Origin of the sequence: Actinoplanes sp. NPDC049599, assembly GCF_044465625.1 — a bacterium.
Taxonomy (GTDB): Bacteria; Actinomycetota; Actinomycetes; order Mycobacteriales; family Micromonosporaceae; genus Actinoplanes.
The window spans coordinates 35659-52282 of record NZ_JBITLX010000025.1 but is presented as its reverse complement, the minus strand read 5'-3'; the positions used below and the strand labels follow the sequence as shown (position 1 = coordinate 52282).

Genomic DNA, 16624 nt, shown 5'->3' with positions numbered 1-16624 from the left:
GTGAGACGTGCGCAACTCTGCGCAAGGACTACCGTGGACGCGGTGTACGACGTGTTCCTCAGCTTCACCCGCAAGAGCCATCAGGCGGTGGCCGACAGCAGCTTCAAGAGCCTGACCGGTGCGGGCTTCCGCGTCTATCGGGACACGGCCAACCAGCCAGGCGACAGCATCTCCGATGAGATCATCGCTGCGCTGCGGGATTGCAGGCTGGTCGTCGTCGTGTATTCCGCGGCGTACGAGCGGCGGTGGGCCTGCCAGTGGGAGTTCATCCAGGCCTACCTGGCCGGTGAGGCCGAGGGCGACGCGACCCGGCGGCTTCTGATCATCAACCCCGAGCCGGACGACCATCACATCGCGCCGTACGCGGCCTCGGACATGATGATGCTCCCGGCGGCCGACCTCGTGCGGCTGCCCGGCCTCGTCCGGGACAAGCTCGACCGCCTCGGGACGACCACGATGCCGGGGGTCCGCCGGTTCCCGAAGACCCGGTGGCTGCCGCCCACGATCCCGGGCTCGTTCGGGCACCTCGGGCGGTTCCGCGACCTGTGGCGGGTGCACAACGCGCTCACCGGCGTCGAGCGGCCGTTGAAGGTGAAGACCCGGTCGGGTCCGGCCGCCCTGGTCAGCGGGATGGCCGGCATCGGGAAGACGTCGCTCGTGCGGGCGTTCGCGTGGACGTTCGAGGCGGCGCACCGCGGCGGCGTCCATTGGACGAGCGTCGGCGGCGACGGCGGTGTGGACGGCGCCGTCGCGCGATTCCACCTGCAACTGCGCCAGCTGGCCGACGCCATGGGAGTGCCGAGCGCCGGCGAGTCCGACGGCCGTGTCGCGGTGCTCGTCGCCGACCACCTCGACAAGGGCGGGCAGCCCCATCTTTGGGTGGTCGACGATCTTCCCGAGGATCTCGGGCAAGCCGACCTCGACCGGTTCGTCGTGCCGGGGTCACTGTCCCGGCACGTCTTCGTCACCCGCCGGGCCGGTCCCGGAGCCGGTCTGGCGACCGTGCCGCTGTTCGGTCTCGGCGAGACAGCAGGCCTCGCTCTGCTGCACGAGGCCCGGCCCATCACCGACGCCGACCGCCGAGCAGCGACTTCGATCGTCGGGCGTCTCGACGGGCATCCGTTGGCGCTGCGCGCCGTCGCCGAACGGCTGCGGCGGACCACGGGTCTTCTGTCGTACGCCGAACTGGACGCCCGCCTCGACAGCGTCGGCGCGGGTGATGCCGTGGGCGCGGCGATCCGCGAGTCGGTCCGAGCGCTGCCCCCGATCGAACGGATCGTCATCGGCGTGGCCGCCGTGCTCGCCCCCGCGCCCGCACCGGCCCGGCTCCTGGCAGACGTCATCGCCTCCCTGGGGCCCGCGCGGGACCTGGCCGTCGCGGACGGCCTCGACGGTTTACGCCGGCACGGCTTCGTGAGCGGCGACGACGACCGGTGGCAGGTCCATCCGTTCGTCGTGGAGGCGGCCGCCGCCCTCGGCCCGCCGCCGGTGCCGCCCGCCCGGATCGGCGCCGCCGCCGCGACGGTCCTGATCGACCGGCTGGCCGACGCGGAACCCCACGCCGCGGAGACGCCGCTGCTGGTCCGGCACGCCGAGGCCCTGGCCGCCCGGCCCGAGCTCACCGGGACCGGCCTGGCCGAGGGACTGCGCCGACCGGTCGCCCGGCACCACGACCGCGGCGGCGACCCGGCCCGGGCGGCCGCGTTGTGGCGCTCGGTCGCGGCCGCCGAACCGGACTCGGCCGCGGATCACGCCGACGCCGCGCTCGCGTGCGTGGCCAACGGCGAGTTCGCGGCCGCCGCCGCGCTGGCGGACCGGGCGATCGCGCTCGGCGGCCCGGCCGACGTGAGCGGGCGGGCGCGGTGGGCGCTGGCGGCCGCCCTCGACGGCCTCGGCCGTTACACCGACGCCGAGCCCGTCTGGACCGGCCTCGACGCGAGCGGTTGGCAGCCCGAGCTCGGCCGGCGGGTCGTGTTCGCCGTGTCCCGTGCCCGGTCGCTGGCCGCCAGTGGCCGGCTGCGTTCGGCCCTTGACCTGCTGGAACCCTTCGCCCGGCCGGACCAGGAAGCGTCCGGGGCCGACCCCGACCAGGTCAATGCGGCCCGGATCGAAACCGCCCGGCTGCTCCTGCTGACCAGCTCCGAACGGCAGGCCCGGGAAATGGTCGAGACGGTGGTCGCCTACTACCGCGACCGCGGCGCCACCGCGCACATCCGCTGCCTGGAGGCCGAACTCCTCTGGGCCGAGGCGGCGGTCGCGCTGGCACTCTTCGAGCTGCGTCCCGACACCAGCCGCTGGCGCGAGGCCGAACTGCTGCTGGCCGACGCCGAACAGCGATTCCGCGATGTCGCCGGACACGACAGCGTCTTCGGGCCGGCCGCCGCCGTGCAACGCGGGCTCGTCCTGACCCGCCTCGGCAAGCAGTCCGACGCCCGCGCGATCCTCACGCCGGCGCTGGAGGAGATCGCCGCCTTGCTGTCCGACCGCCACCCGCTGCACCTGCGGGGACGGTATGCCCTCGCCCTGACGTACCTCCAGCTCAACGAGTATCGCGCCGCCGCCGAGCAGCTCGCCGAGGTGTGGCGGGTCCAGTGCGAGGTTGTCGGACCGGGGCATCCCGACACCCTCAACACCCAGCTGGAATACGCCGTCGCCGCCAGGTACGCCGGCTCACCGGAGTGGAAGTCGCTGCTCGACGGCGTGTGGAGCCGATTGCCGGGCGAGATCGGCCGCAAGAACGATCTCTACGGCCGCACGCTGGTGGCCAAAGGCCTGCTGCCGGTCATCCCGGCGGCGGCGGTCAGGTTCCTCAGCAAGGTCGAGATCAAGCGGAAGAACGTGTGGGGCGAATGACGACCGTCGTGCCGGTCCCCAGCGTGATCGACTCCGGCGCCCGCTCGATCGCGGCGACGAGATCGTCGAAGTCCAGTGGGTTGACGGTGTCGGCGAGCGCGGCGGGAATCTCCGGCTCGGGCACGCGGGTCAGCACGAAGCGCAGCCCGGCTGCGGTCGTCTCCACGGTGACCGGGTCGACGACGGCGGACAGGAGGGGCACGAGCCAGACGATGCGCTCGGGTCGGTCGAGCGCCTCGATGAGCACGCCCGCGACCACGACGGCGCGAAGGTGTTCCCGGTTGCCCTGCTCGTGCAGGCCGACCGACCAGTCCTCGTCGTGCAGTTCGAGGTAGTCGGGTGGCCGGATGCCGCCCTTGCTCCACCGCACCGCGGGTGCGGCCGCGTACGCCGGGAAGAACTCGTCGGCCGGAAGACCGCTGACCGCGCGGGTCACCGCCTCGAGCTGGGCGTGGTGCAGCTCGTCGCCGGTGATGCCGGCCGCGTCGAGGATCGGCTGGAGCTGGTCGTCCGTTGCGTCGCCACCCGCGCGGATCACCGCGAGCGTGTGGAGCGTGGCCGCGAGCTGCGGGCGATAGGCGTCGGGCCGCGCAGCGGCCAGGCTGCGCCGCAGCGCCAGCGCCCGCCGGGCGGCGGCTTCCGCGGCCGACCTGTCGTCGGTCTTCGCCAGGACCTGGGCGAGGTTGTCCAGCACATCGGCGTAGAGCGACCGGAACGCCGTCGGCCGGTCGCCTGCCAGGGCGGCGGTTCGCCACTCGGCCTCCCGGGCGTGGTCGAGCGCGCGGGCCAGGTCGCCCGTGCCGGCGCCGGCGACACCGAGCCGGACCGACTGGTTGTGCAGCGCGTGGGCCAGCGCGCCGGCGAACCGGACACCGCTCGGGGCGAGCGCGCGGAACAGTGTCACGGCCCGATCGCCGGCGTCCTGCGCTTCGGGGCCTTCACCCAGGGCGAGAGCCAGTGCGTCGTACGCCTCGGCACGCTCGTCATCCGCGCGCAGCACGGACACCGCGTCCCGGGCCAGCGTAACCGCCTCCTCGGCGCGTTCGCCGAGATGGACGAGCCGGACGGCGAGGTGGGCGGACAGCCGGGCACGCTCCTGTTCGTCGGTCGCCGCGGCCAAGGCGGCCTCGGTCGCGGCGACGGCGAAGTGGGCCAGGACCCGGCTGCGCTGCGGCAGAGCGTCGACGACCGAGGAGGGACCGCCCTCGGGCAGGTCGTCGAGCGCGGTGGTCATCACCTCGACGAGCGGCCCGGGATCGGGGACGGCCGTCAGCGCGGTCATGGCGACGGTGAGGAAACGGACGGGATCGGCGGTGGCGAACGCGCGGGCGCGCTCGGCAAGGCCGGGATCGGCGGCGAGGCATCGCCCGAGCAGCACGACCGCCCGGGCGATCTGCGCGCCGGAGACGGCTGCGACCGCGGCCGCCGGCGCCCTCCCGGCGCGGAGGCAGTCGGCGACGACCTCGACGGCGAGCAGATCGGGCTGCAGGGCGTTCAGGGCGGCCGGGCCGGGCAGGAGGGTGCGGACCAGGTCGAGGCCGGCGTCGACGTCACGCGGTCTCCCCTGGAAGGTGATCAGGGAGCGCAGCAGGTCCTCGGCCTCCTGATCGGTGTCCGCGCCGAAGAGCGTGACCGCGGCCATGATCTCGCCGAGGTCGCGGGGCCGCAGGTCGCCGAGGCCCTGCGCCTGCGCGGCTCGTTGCCAGTGCTCCTTTTCCACCTCGGCGAGGCGGCGCATCGGCGACGTGACCGGGCCGTCCCCCGGCAGCAGGCGCACCAGCGCCTCGGCCTGCACCTCCATCAGCGTGGCGGGCGGCTGCCGGTCGGACGGTGTCGGGGCGCCGAACCCGAAGTCCGCTCCTCGCTCGGCCAGCGTGGTCAGCGCAAGGTCGAGGTCGGCGGCGGTGGGCCGGAGCGGTTCGAGGGTCCGTACCGCGATCTTCTCGGCGGTTGCGGCCACCGCGTCGTCCGCGTCGGCGCGCAGATCGTCGAGCCAGGCGCCGGCGGTGCGCGCCAGCAGCAGCACCCGCACGGTCGCCGCCGGCGCGCCGACCAGGGACTGCAGGGCGGCGCGGACAACCGCCGGGCGGGTCTCGGCGTCGTCCACGACGACCAGCGTGTCGTGCACGGACTCGTGCAGCCGGTCGAGCGAATGCGGGCCCGCGGTCGGCGACAGGCGGCCGGCGGCCCATCCGTCGCCGTGTCGCTGCTGCGCGAGGCGTAGTCCGACGCGGGTCTTGCCGGCGCCGCTGGGGCCGGTCACCAGCCGCACCGGGTGGGCCTCCGGGTCGCGGCACCACTCGTCGAGTTCGTCGAGCTCCGGCCGGTGCCGGAACGGGAAGACCGCGTGCTCGGCCCGGAGCAGGTCGGCGGGGCGGGCCGGGGCGGGCGGCGCCGGGTCGGTCAGTCCGGCGAGGACCAGTTCGGGAGCGAGCCGTTCGACCTCACCGACGAGGCGGGCGAGGTCGGCGTCGGCTGTCCGGGACCGCATCCGCAGCACGATCTTCCGGGGCAGGTCGGCGATGTCCTCCGGGAGGTCGCCGGCCCGGGGCACCTCGGCCCCGTCGAGCAGCACCGGGAGGATCCGGCGCCGGTGCCGCAACGCGTGGGCGATCTCCCTCCGCACCCAGTCCTTCTCGCGGAACAGCTGCTCCCGGTCCTTCACCCAGGCCGGATCGATCAGCGGGATCAGCAGCGAGCAGCGGGCGACGCTGTCCAGGATGGCGTCCGGGATGTCCGTACCCGGGGTGTTGGAGCGACCGGCCTCGAAGACGTGCTCGCGCCCGAACCGGCGGGTCAGTTCACGATCGATGAGCATCGGCGCGTACGAGCGGTCGATGCCGCGGTAGCAGAGGAACACCAGGGGCACGGATTCACCGCCGGTCACGTACGTCATGGCCGAACACCACTTCCTCCCCGGCCAGATGGGCCAGGCTCCACTCCAGCAGCTCTTGCCGTGCCTCGAGGAAGCCGTCGTCCTGCGCCGGGTCGGGCAGCAGCTCGTCGAACGCCGCCTGGTGCACCCGGACGCCGGCATGCGAGAGCGGCCGCACGATCAACGGCCACGCGGCGCTGCCACCGAACTCGACCGTGGCGACCAGGAACGGCACGACGCGGCCGAAGGACTCGATACGCAGGAAGACGTGCCGGAACCGGCAGTCCGGCCGGCTCAGCCACGACGACAGGTACGGGCCCAGCGGCACGTCCACCAGCAGCACCGCACGCTGCAGCACCGCGCCGCTCGTCCAGCCGGCCCAGCCGGGGTCGGCCAGCAGCGACATCGGCAGGACGGTCACCAGCGGCGTGTCGAGGGCGAGGAAGCGAGGGGCCGCCTCCGGGGCGACGGGCAGCAGTTCCACCTCGCGGCGGCCGTCGTCGAGAGCGATGCTGCGGCGGGCGAACGCGGCGACGGGCTTCCCTGGGATGTCGCCGTCCCGGATGGTGTAGTTCGCGAGCAGCGCCGCGGTGCGCCGGACGGTGACGAACAGGTGCGGCCGTACCCGGTCGGCGATCATCGCCTCGGGCGGGGTGTCGGGGGGCAGGATCCTGGCGACCAGTGGCGGGGCGACGGTGAACGTCTCCGACTCGATGTTGCCCAGCACGACGCCGACGGCCTCCTCCGGCCGGCGGGCGTGGCCGGGCTCGATGCCGAGTTCGGCCCGGACCTCCTTCGCCGCGGCGACGAGGGCGGGCGTGCGCCGTAGATGCCCGTCCAGGTCGAGCGTCACCGAACCCCGCTCGTTCAGGGCCTCGGCCACCCGGTCGTACATGAGCTGGTTGACCCGCTGCCATGTGTCGTGAAGGCCCGGGTCGAACAGGTCGGCGGTCAGGGTCGCGGCGCCGAGGAGCGTACGAAGGGGATCGTTCTTCTCGGCCTCCGCCGCCAGGGCGGCGACGGCCGGGCGCCAGTCCGGTGGGTGCCGGCGCAGCCGCGTGAGCCTGGCGTCGGGAAGGTCACGGTCCCGCAGGTGCGCCAGCGTGAACTTCTCCAGGCCCACGTCGAGCACGACGTCGATCGCGGTCGTCTGCATGCAGGCGCGAGACACCGCGTGCGCGGCGTGAAACCGCAGGTAGGGGCCGGTCACCGGCGACACGAGCGAGTCGAGCGCGTCGTAGAACTGAGCGTAGACCGGGTAGCCGGCGACCAGCTGGTCCCGGCTCCAGCCCAGCGCGGCCGCGGGCAGCCAGGAGGCGAACGCCTCCTGCACGAACCGGCTCGCGGCCGTCAGGCCCTGCGCCAGCGCGGCGTATCGGCCGTCGCCGGTGGCGGCGCCGAGCTCGTGACAGATCCGCGCGACGGCGCCGAAGCTGGTCGAGTCCTGCAGCTGCTTGTGGTGCGACTCGTGGGCCGAGGCGAACTGCGTCGACCGGACGTCCTCGTGCGGCTGCCGCAGATGCCAGCCGTCGTGATGGAACTCGCCCGAGGCCGACGTCACCGGTTCAACTTAGACCACCACGATGAACGGCCGGTCGCACACCTGGTGAGCCGGCCGTGACCTCGTCGCCCCCGCCGGCCGGCGCTGTTCGCGCCGGCGTCTTACGCACTGGGAGCCCTACCAACAGTGGATGATCGTTCGGCTCCCGCTCGCCCTTCCCACATGGAGCCGTAGGTCGGTTCCGCCACTTCGTGCTCGGACGTTCGTGGTAGAACTCCGCCCATGACGAACCCCGACACCGACGGCGCTGGATCGTGGCCGCCGTGGCAATCGTGGTCACCCTGGCCGGCGCCGGCGCCGCCTACGCCGCCGGCACGAGGTCGGATCCGCAGAATCACCGTCACTCGATCACGATCATGTTGGATCCCGAGATCACGGCAGAACAGCAAGCCGCCGTGGAGGAGCAACTGCGAGGCTGGAATCCGACCGTAGGGCCGGAGTTCCGGGATGCCGGCGCTGTCGCGTCCATGGCCGCCGAGATGTACCAGGACAATCCCGAGGCGCTGGAACGCGCTGCGGACGTGGCGCTGCCCGCCATCGGCGTCGTGATCGTCGAGAGTCCCGCCTTCGACTGCGAGCCAGTGCCCGCATTGCGGCGGCTACCCGGCGTGCAGAGCATCATGATCGACGGCGTCGCGAAGCCCGGCGGCCGGTTCGGCCGCATCGAATGTCCGTAGTTCACGCGCCGACGCAACCCTGCACAGCAAGTACGCGATCCCATCTCAAGAGGTCACCCGGGGGACGGTCCCGGCCCGGACGACTCCGGCGCACACCCGGGGCAAGCGCCGAACAATCTGATCGGTCCGCACTACAGCGTGCGAGTGTCCAAGGTCAACGCTCTGCCACTGCTGTCCCTCGACCCCGCAACACACGCCGCCCTCCGGTGCTCTCACCCGCCGCGACACCGGTGGGCTGCGCTCCGCGCGGCAAGGCGTGGCGGTGACGCCCCACCCGGGTCAAACACTCTGAGTCAGAGACCTAAGCCCCTGGGGTCCTTGCCGATGTGCCTGCCGCGCGCCCGGTACGGCAACCTTCTGATCATCGAGCCCTGACAGCGGTTCGCCGGCGAGGGCTTACGATGCCAGCGCAGGCGCGCGCCCATCTATCCCCTGGAGCCGGCATGACCGAGCGGCACGCCGAGGGCCGGCTGGCCTCCGGACAGTATTGGCAGAGCTGGAGCGGCCAGACGCCCGCCGGGCTGATCATCGTTGTGCACGGGGTGCACGAGCACAGCGGCCGGTACCAGTGGGTCGCCGAGCGACTGGTCGCTGCCGGCTACGACATCTACGCCGTGGACCATCCGGGGCACGGCCGGTCGCCGGGCCGGCGGGGCAACATCACGAGCATGGCCGCGGCGGTGGACGGGGTGGACGTGTTGACGCGGATGGCCGCTGAGCGGGTCCCGGTGGTGCCGGTGTTCGTCTACGGGCACAGCTTCGGCGGGCTGATCGCGTTGCAGTACCTGACGGAAAAGCCGGACGACCGGGTTCGCGGCGGCATCATCTCCGCGCCGGCCCTGGACACCAGCGCCGCAACCGGGATGCAGAGACGCCTGGCGCCGCTGGTGTCGGCGCTGGTGCCCAACCTCGGCATGCTGGCGCTCGACCTGGACGCGATCAGCCGTGACCCCGAGGTGGTCCGGGCCTACCGCGCCGATCCGCTGAACTACCTCGGCAAGATGACCGCCCGCACCGGCACCGAGCTCATGGTGACCGCCGCCGCGATGCCGGCCCGGCTTCCGGGGCTCACGCTGCCGCTGTTCGTCCTGCACGGCGGGGCGGACCGGCTCGTGCCACCGGCGGCCAGCGCCCTCGTCCGCGAGCACGCCGGCTCCCAGGACCTCACCGTCAAGATCTACGAGGGCCTTTACCACGAACCCCACAATGAGCCGGAGCGTGACCAGGTGCTCGCCGACATCGTGAGCTGGCTCGACGCCCACCGATGACAGCCGCGAGCGCGGGTCACACCCGGTACAACACGTCGCAGTAGGTCCGCAGCACGTCCCCGGCCTCGCCCTCGGTCTCCGGGACCGCGGCCAGCCCGTACACCGGCGCCATCAGGCCGGTCCCGGGTTCCCGGGCCGACGCTTCGACGCTGTCGCAGAGGTCGTCGAGGAAGCGGTCGACGACGCCCGGCGCCACGTGCCGGAGGGTGACGCAGAAGTGCACGGCGGCCGGGCGCTGGAGTCCGTTGAGGCTCCAGCCCTTGCGGGCCATGCGGTCTAGCACGTCGTAGATGTCCACCTCTTCCCTCGATGAGGCGAACGCGATCACCCAGAGCGGGTCGCCGAGCACCCGTAGCCCGGGAACGGCCGCGATGCCGGCGCGCATCCGGGCGGCGGCCTCCAGCACCTGGCGCGTGGCGTCGAGGTACCCGTCCTCGCCGAGGGTGACCAGCGCCGCCCACGCCTGCGCGGACAGCGCGCCGGGCCGGCTGCCGGCGAAGGTCGGCGAGAAGTACAGGCCGCCCGGCCAGTCCGTGGTCGTGTAGTACTGGCGCTCGCGCAGCGCCGGATCGCGCCACAGCAGCACCGAGGTGCCCTTGGCGGCGAACCCGAACTTGTGGGTGTCGCAGGACATCGACGTCACCCCGGGCACCCGGAAGTCGAACGGCGCCACCGGGTAGCCGAGCCGCTCGGCCCACGGCAGGACGAAGCCCCCCAGGCAGGCATCGGTGTGCATGCCGACGCCGTGTTCCGCGGCGATGGCGGCCATCTCCTCGATGGGGTCGGCGACGCCGTGCGGAAAGGACACCGCCGAGCCGACAACCGCGACGGTCCGGTCGCTGATCGCCGAGCGGACCGCGGCGACGTCGGCGCGCATGTCCTCGCCGACGTCCACCCGCACCAGGCGGATGCCGAAGTACTGGCCGGCCTTGTCGAAGGCGGCATGCGCGGTCGTCGGCAGCACGATCTCCGGCTCGGTCACGCCGCGCAGGGCGCGAGTCTGGTCCCGGTACGTCCGCATGGCGAGCAGGATCGACTCGGTGCCGCCGGAGGTGACCGTGCCGTACGCCGGCTTGCCGTGCAGCATGCCGGCGGTCATCGCGACCACCTCGGCCTCGAACTTCGCGATGCTGGGCCACAGGTCGGCGTGCAACGGGTTGCCCTGGCTGTAGAGCGCGTACACCTGGTTGAGGAAGTCGATGTGCTCGCGCCCGCCGTGGTAGACCGCGCCCGAGGCGTAGCCGCCCTCCCAGCGGGCGCGCTCCTCGTCGGCGAGGTGCGTGAGCTCGGCGAGCACCCCGGCGCGGTCGCGGCCGTGCTCGGGCAGCCGCCGGTGGGTGCGATACCGCTCCCGGTACGGCTTGAGGCCGGGCTCGAGCATCGCGGCGATCATGTCACGCTGTTCACGGTCCATCGGTGACTCCTGCGGTGAGACGGCGGTTGAGGTGGCCGTACCACCTTCTGGTCCGGCGATACACCTCGATGAATGCGGCGTACTTGTCGTCGTGAAGCGCCCGGCTGCGCGGATCGGGCCGGAACTCGGCGGCGATCGGCACGAGCGCGGCGAGCTCGCCCGGATCGGCCAGTCCGAGCGCCACGAACCCGATGAAGGCGGCGCCCCGGACGTTGGCCCGGATCGGGTCGGCCACCTGCCGGATCGTCCGGTCGAGCACGTCGGCGTGGATCTGCGCCCAGATCGCCGACCGGGCGCCCCCGCCGATGAACACCAGCGCGGGCAGCGGGCGCCGGACGAACCGCTCGACCGCCCCGAGAAGCCAGCGTGAGTTGTACGCGGTGCCCTCGAACACCGAACGGATGAGGTCGGCCCGGTCGGTGGTGAGCGAGAGGTTGTGGAAGCCGCCGCGGATCGTCGCGTCGTCGACCGGCGCCCGCTCGCCGTTGAGCCACGGAGTGAACAGCACGCCGTGGGCGCCCGGCGGCGTGCGCCCGGCCACTTCGTCGAAGCCGCGATAGACGTCCGGGCCGTCGCCGCCGAGCCCGAGCCGGTCGGCGAGGAAGGTGAGGCACGCCCCGGCCGCCTCGTGCTCGTTGGCCACGAAGTACCGGCCGGGCAGGGCCGAGGGCAGAGTGGTCTGGTTGTGGAACAGGTCGGTCCGCTTCCACGGCACGTGGCAGGACAGCCACGAGGACGTTCCGATGTAGAGGTGACCGGCGTAGTCGGCGATCGCGCCCGACCCGACCACGGCCGAGCACACATCACCACTCGCGGTCACCACCGGCGTGGTCGCGCGCAGGCCCCATTCGCCGGCCACGGCCGGCCGCAGCGTCCCCACCACGGTCGCCGAGGGCACCAGCTCGGGCAGCCGGTCGCGCTCGAGACCGGAGAGGCGCAGCAGGTCCTCGTCGTAACGCACGGCGGTCACGTCACGGTTGTCGGTGACCCAATGCAGAGCAATGCAATCGTACGAGGAGCAGACCCGCCCGGTCAGGCGCAGGTTGAGATAGTCCGCCGGTTCCAGGAACACGCGGGTGGCGGCGTACACCTCGGGGCGCTCGTGGCGGATCCAATGGATGTGCGCGGTGGGGTCCTTGCCGCTGTGCCCCGGCAGCCCACCGGCCCGGGACACGAACAACCGCAGTTTCCGCACGCCGTACCCGGCCACCCGCGGCCACCCCCCGGTGACCTCGCCGATGTACCGGGCGCCGCGCGAGTCCATCCACATCACGGCGTTCATCAGGTGCCTCCCGTGCGCGTCCACCGGCACGGTGCCCGACCAGTGCGAGGTGACGGCGACGGCGACGATCGCGTCCCGGCGTACCGGACCGCCGGACACCAGCCGGCGGACCGCGCCGGTGATCGTCCGCCACCAGTCCTCGGGATCCTGCTCAGCCGCGCCGCCGTCGTCCAGCAGCAGCCGGGCCGGGCCTTCCGCGCAGCCCGCGATCGACCCGTCCCGCCCGACGAGCGCCACTTTGGGGCCGCCGGTGCCGAGGTCCACCGCGAGGACGTACTCCATCCCTCACCCCAACAGCCCCGGCCAGGGCCGGGCCAGGGCTGAAAGTCCTGTGATCCCGGAGGCCAAGAGTTTCACGGCCGGCCCGGGCACGCGCGGCGCCGTTCCCAGGCAGGATCATCGACCGCGGAGACCCGGTCGCCGTACGGCAGGGCCGCGGTGAGGGGCGCGGAACGGCAGGGTAAGGACCGAGAATCGGGCGGTGATACGCGAAAACTTCCGGGAGTACCTGGAGAAGCTGCTGCGGGACGGCTACTCGGTGCAGCACGACGACCATCTCGCCGATCCCGATCTGATCGATCCCGGCGGCAACCCGGTGGAGACCTGGCGGCAGGACTATCCCTACGACGAGCGGCTCGACCGGGACACCTACGAGCAGGAGAAATACCAGCTGCAGATCGAGCTGCTGAAGTTTCAGAACTGGGCGCAGGAAAACGGCACCAAGCACGTGATCTTGTTCGAGGGTCGCGACGCCGCCGGCAAGGGCGGCACCATCAAGCGCTTCATCGAACACCTCAACCCCCGCGCCGCGCGCGTCGTCGCCCTCACGAAGCCCACCGAGACCGAGCTCGGTCAGTGGTACTTCCAGCGATACGTCACGCAATTGCCGACCGCCGGCGAGATCGTGCTGTTCGACCGGTCCTGGTACAACCGGGCAGGCGTGGAACGGGTGATGGGCTTCGTCACCGAACCCGACTACGACCTGTTCCTGCGGCAGGCCCCGCTGTTCGAGCAGATGCTGGTCGAAAGCGGCTTCTCGCTGACCAAGCTGTGGTTCTCCGTCACCCGGTCCGAGCAGCGCACCCGATTCGCGATCCGGCAGATCGACCCGGTCCGCCGGTGGAAACTCTCCGCCATGGATCTCGAGTCCCTCGACCGCTGGGACGACTACACCACCGCCAAGGAAGCCATGATCGAACATACGGACACCGAGTACGCCCCATGGACGTCGATCAAAAGCAACGACAAGAAACGCGCCCGCCTCAACGCCATGCGGTTCTTCCTCGACCAGTTCGACTACGAAGACAAAGATCCGTCGGTGGTGTACCCCGCAGACCCCCACCTCGTCCAACGCGGCCGAGACTCGATCAAGGACTGACGCCGTTCATGGACGGCCGGTCGGCGACCTCCGGGGCCACGACCCGGCGCCCTCGACCAGCAGGAGCTACAGCCACAACTCCGGCCCGCAGGCCAGTACCCGCACCTGGGGCATCCGCCGTGTGAAGGCGGCGCACGCGGGGTGATCCAATGATCTGGGCCGAGTTCACGTCGAGAAACTGCTGCTCCCCGCGCACGCGGGGATGATCCCTCGGTCACGATGCCGACGTTGCGCGTCGGCATCTGCTGCACAGGCACGCGGGGGTGATCCCGCGCTACGCAGCATGGCGGAGGCTGAGGAGAACTGTTCCCCGCGCGCCGGGGTGATCCCTACTGGACCGTCCGGCGCCACCTCGGATTCGGCTGCTCCCCCACGCATACGAGGGAGGCCCGGGGAGATCCGATGCCTCTGGTTGACGGATCGCCACATGGGCCGGCCCTAAGGTGCATCCGCCGGGCTCGGCAGTCGGCCGAACGCCGGCTCGGGTGTCGAGGGGACGCCCCCGCCTCGGTGAGGCGTCGGCGACGCCGGCAGCGGCACGGTCTCCATTTCGCGGCGGTGTGCTCGCGGGGGGCACGTACCTCAAGTGGGATTGCCGGGTGGGGGGTTTCGGCCATCCAGCCTGCACGGTCTTCATTTGGTAGATGTCGTCAGGGACGAAGATCCGGCGACCCTACCTGGGCGGCCCGCGCATCGACTCGGCCACATACACCCACCACATGAGCACGGTGAGCCTCGACGGCCGCGAGAGCAACAACAAATCCACGGCAACGCCCAGAACGACAACCACCTGGGGACGGGTCGCGGCACCAAGGAAACGACCCGTGCCGCACCCCGCCTGCGCCGATAGTAAGGGGCAACATACGAATAGCCCGTTACCGGTTGTTCGGTAACGGGCCGCTGACCTGCGGAAACGAGGGTAGACCAGACGTGGCAGAATAAGAACCGCGTTTTCCCAGTTCAGGGACTCGATGTGCCAGTCGCGGCGGTACGTCGACGGGCATCGTCATGATCATCTGCCGTGGCGGTCTCCGGTGCGTCATCGTCTCGGCCGTGTTCCAGCCACCACTGCGCGATCATGGCCGAGATCGCGTGGATCGCCTGCTGCTCGTCTTCCTTGCTCATCGGCACCACATCAGGCGAGAGGACCCGAATCCTCGCCGCTGCCCGCCGACGAGTCGCCACGACCGACCTCCCCATCACGAGAACGCCCGTCATCACACCGTGCTCGACGACGACCGCTTCAGCAATCCCACGCCCGAGTGACCCGACGAGGGTGTTGCCCGCATGTGGTGAACCCCCAAACGGATCAGGCGACCCGCAAGGTCAGTGGCCCGCGGGAGACGACGATGGAAACCTCGCCGCCCAGCGCCTCGGCGTACGCGCGCAGCGTGTCCAGGCTGTCGACCTGACCGTGCTCGATCTGCGAGATCCGGGCCTGGCTCACCCCGAGGATCGCTGCCACCTCGGCCTGGGTGAGCCCGGCCGACTTACGCATCTCGGCCAGCTCATGCCCCCGGATACGGCCGAGGTTCTCGGCACGGATTTCCGCTCGCTGCTCGCGCGCCTCGTCACTGGCCAGCCACGGCTGCTGGGCCACCGCTTCGGCCTTCACTTCGCTCCACCGGCGCCCGGTCATGGCCCCTCCTTGTTCTTGCGCTCGACCGTGTACTGCTCGTATCGCTCCTCCGCGACCGGGATGTTCTCCCGGTACCAGCGGTTCCATTGGCCCGCTTTGTCCCCAGCAACGAGGATCACCGCTTCCCGCTCGACGTCGAAGACGAAAAGCAGGCGGATCTCCGACCGCCCGGCGGAGCCAGGCCGCAGCTCCTTGAGGTTGTGCAGCCGACTGCCGTGGATGCGGTCGACCAGCGGCCTGCCAAGGCCCGGACCTGCCTCTGCCAGGTGGTCGATCGCCTCCATGACCCGGTTGGCGGTGGTCGGGTCCGACTCGCACACCGCCAGGAACCACTCCTCGACCGGGGCGAGCAGCACAACGTCCCACATAGGCACACTATAAACCACACCTTATGTCGGCGGCCCGTCAGATCCACGCCTCTCTGCCAATACATGCCCCCGTTCCGGCCCAGTTCGCGTGTCCTAGAAACGCGGCTGAACCGGAGGTCCCGTCGAGCCCGAACCGGCAGCCGAGCCGGCGCCGGACCCGCAGCCAAAGCGAGGTCGGCCCGCGAAGCCGACGGTCGGCACGCCCCCAAGGCGACCAAATCCGCTCCGGCCGCGAAGCCGGCAGAGGGAGCCCCGGGCCGCCGGGCGACCGGCCGAGCGGTGAACAGTTCCGCGCGGCAACAGTCCTGGCCAGACCCGCCGAACACCATCACTGTCGCCTACCTCACTGCGACCGGCGCGGCCAAGCGCACCGGCCTCAGCGTCTTCGCCGCGAACAGGCGTTCCGAGCCCTCGATCAGGCCGGACTCGCCCTACCGTCGAGTGAAAACCCGCAGCGCAACGGCTGGCGGCTCAACACCGACGCCTTCGCCCAAGCGGCCTCCGGCATGATGAACCAGTGAACGACGACGTCCTCACCCAGATCATCGCCCTGCGGGAACGCGGCAGCACACCCAAGCAGATCGCCAAGGCACTCGGGCTACGTCCCGCGGTCGTCGCCCCGCTGATCCGCCAAGCTGCCGAGGCCCACCAGACCGGTGTCGACCCGGCCGAGCGGACCCTGCTGGGGTGCTGGATCAGCCCCGGCTGGAGCGCAGGTCTCGGCCTCGACGACGTACCGGAGTGGGCCGCAGCCGATCCGATCGGAGCCACCGACCCGGGCACCGGAGGCCTCGCGAAGATCCTCATCGCCCGCCAGGAACGCGCCAGCCGCGTCACGCTCTGCGGCTACCTCGTCGACGTGTACTGCCTGGGCGTCAAAGACACCACCGGGCCGCACCCCATGGGCTCAGGCTCCATCGACACCTACCGCCACGACTTCTTCCAAGCCTTCACCGCCCCGGCCCTGCCCGCACCCCTGGACCTGGCCCAACATCTCATCCACGGTGCCGTCGCCTACGCCCGCGACCTCGGCTTCGAGCCCGCAGCCAACTTCACCGTGACCGCCCCCTACCTCGGCACACCAACCGGTCCCACTCCGATCCGCTTCGGCCGTGACGGCAAGCCGTTCTACATCTCCGGCCCGTACGACAACCCCCGCGCCGTCATCGAAACCCTCGAAACCACCGCCGGCCCCGGCAACTACCACTACCTCACGCACCTGCAGTAATACGAAGACCCGACCTGGCCAAAGCCGCGCGCCACCCGACCCCGCTGGCTATATAACGGCAGTGCAAAACCATGTGCGAAG

12 protein-coding genes are annotated in these 16624 nt (G+C 71.5%); 5 read left to right on the top strand and 7 right to left on the bottom strand.

The genetic code is table 11. The annotated features are described in order from the left end of the window. Positions 1–42 precede the first annotated feature (42 nt). The gene (locus tag ACIBQZ_RS32900; RefSeq protein WP_396092730.1) at positions 43–2853 is read left to right on the top strand and encodes a TIR domain-containing protein; all 2811 of its coding nucleotides are present in this window, start codon (positions 43–45) and stop codon (positions 2851–2853) included. Here the strand turns inward: ACIBQZ_RS32900 and ACIBQZ_RS32895 are convergent. Beyond that, the gene (locus tag ACIBQZ_RS32895; protein WP_396092729.1) at positions 2825–5749 is read right to left on the bottom strand and encodes a TIR domain-containing protein; all 2925 of its coding nucleotides are present in this window, start codon (positions 5747–5749) and stop codon (positions 2825–2827) included. The genes ACIBQZ_RS32900 and ACIBQZ_RS32895 overlap by 29 nt on opposite strands. Beyond that, positions 5727–7289, bottom strand: a complete 1563-nt coding sequence (locus ACIBQZ_RS32890; RefSeq protein ID WP_396092728.1) for a hypothetical protein — start codon at positions 7287–7289, stop codon at positions 5727–5729. Before ACIBQZ_RS32890 ends, ACIBQZ_RS32895 begins: the two co-directional genes overlap by 23 nt. A gap of 263 nt (positions 7290–7552) precedes the next feature. Here ACIBQZ_RS32890 and ACIBQZ_RS32885 point away from each other — a divergent pair, with 263 nt between their 5' ends. Further along, positions 7553–7966 carry a permease-like cell division protein FtsX gene (locus tag ACIBQZ_RS32885; protein ID WP_396092727.1) on the top strand — a complete coding sequence of 138 codons (414 nt, stop codon included), beginning with the start codon at positions 7553–7555 and terminating at the stop codon, positions 7964–7966. A gap of 443 nt (positions 7967–8409) precedes the next feature. Next, entirely contained in the window at positions 8410–9234 is an 825-nt protein-coding gene (locus tag ACIBQZ_RS32880; protein WP_396092726.1) for a lysophospholipase, read from the top strand. Positions 9235–9250: 16 nt separating this feature from the next. Here ACIBQZ_RS32880 and ACIBQZ_RS32875 read toward each other — a convergent pair whose 3' ends face one another. Together ACIBQZ_RS32875 and ACIBQZ_RS32870 are read right to left on the bottom strand one after the other, a co-directional pair. Then, positions 9251–10648, bottom strand: coding sequence for a pyridoxal phosphate-dependent decarboxylase family protein (locus tag ACIBQZ_RS32875; protein ID WP_396092725.1), 1398 nt, complete (start codon positions 10646–10648; stop codon positions 9251–9253). Next, positions 10638–12212, bottom strand: a complete 1575-nt coding sequence (locus tag ACIBQZ_RS32870; protein ID WP_396092724.1) for an FGGY-family carbohydrate kinase — start codon at positions 12210–12212, stop codon at positions 10638–10640. Before ACIBQZ_RS32870 ends, ACIBQZ_RS32875 begins: the two co-directional genes overlap by 11 nt. Before the next feature lie 256 nt (positions 12213–12468). Here ACIBQZ_RS32870 and ppk2 point away from each other — a divergent pair, with 256 nt between their 5' ends. Beyond that, the gene (gene ppk2, locus ACIBQZ_RS32865) at positions 12469–13308 is read left to right on the top strand and encodes a polyphosphate kinase 2 (RefSeq protein WP_396092723.1); all 840 of its coding nucleotides are present in this window, start codon (positions 12469–12471) and stop codon (positions 13306–13308) included. A gap of 960 nt (positions 13309–14268) precedes the next feature. On the opposite strand, the gene ACIBQZ_RS32860 is transcribed toward ppk2, so the two are convergent. The 3 genes from ACIBQZ_RS32860 to ACIBQZ_RS32850 form a co-directional block, all read right to left on the bottom strand. After that, positions 14269–14433: a hypothetical protein gene (locus ACIBQZ_RS32860; protein WP_396092722.1), complete on the bottom strand. Its 165-nt coding sequence runs from the start codon at positions 14431–14433 to the stop codon at positions 14269–14271. Positions 14434–14617: 184 nt separating this feature from the next. After that, positions 14618–14947, bottom strand: coding sequence for a helix-turn-helix domain-containing protein (locus ACIBQZ_RS32855; protein ID WP_396092721.1), 330 nt, complete (start codon positions 14945–14947; stop codon positions 14618–14620). After that, entirely contained in the window at positions 14944–15315 is a 372-nt protein-coding gene (locus tag ACIBQZ_RS32850) for a type II toxin-antitoxin system RelE/ParE family toxin (protein ID WP_396092720.1), read from the bottom strand. Before ACIBQZ_RS32850 ends, ACIBQZ_RS32855 begins: the two co-directional genes overlap by 4 nt. Positions 15316–15832: 517 nt before the next feature. On the opposite strand from ACIBQZ_RS32850, the gene ACIBQZ_RS32845 reads away from it, so the two are divergent. Further along, complete coding sequence (locus tag ACIBQZ_RS32845) at positions 15833–16543, top strand: hypothetical protein (RefSeq protein WP_396092719.1); 711 nt, start codon at positions 15833–15835, stop codon at positions 16541–16543. Positions 16544–16624: the final 81 nt, after the last annotated feature.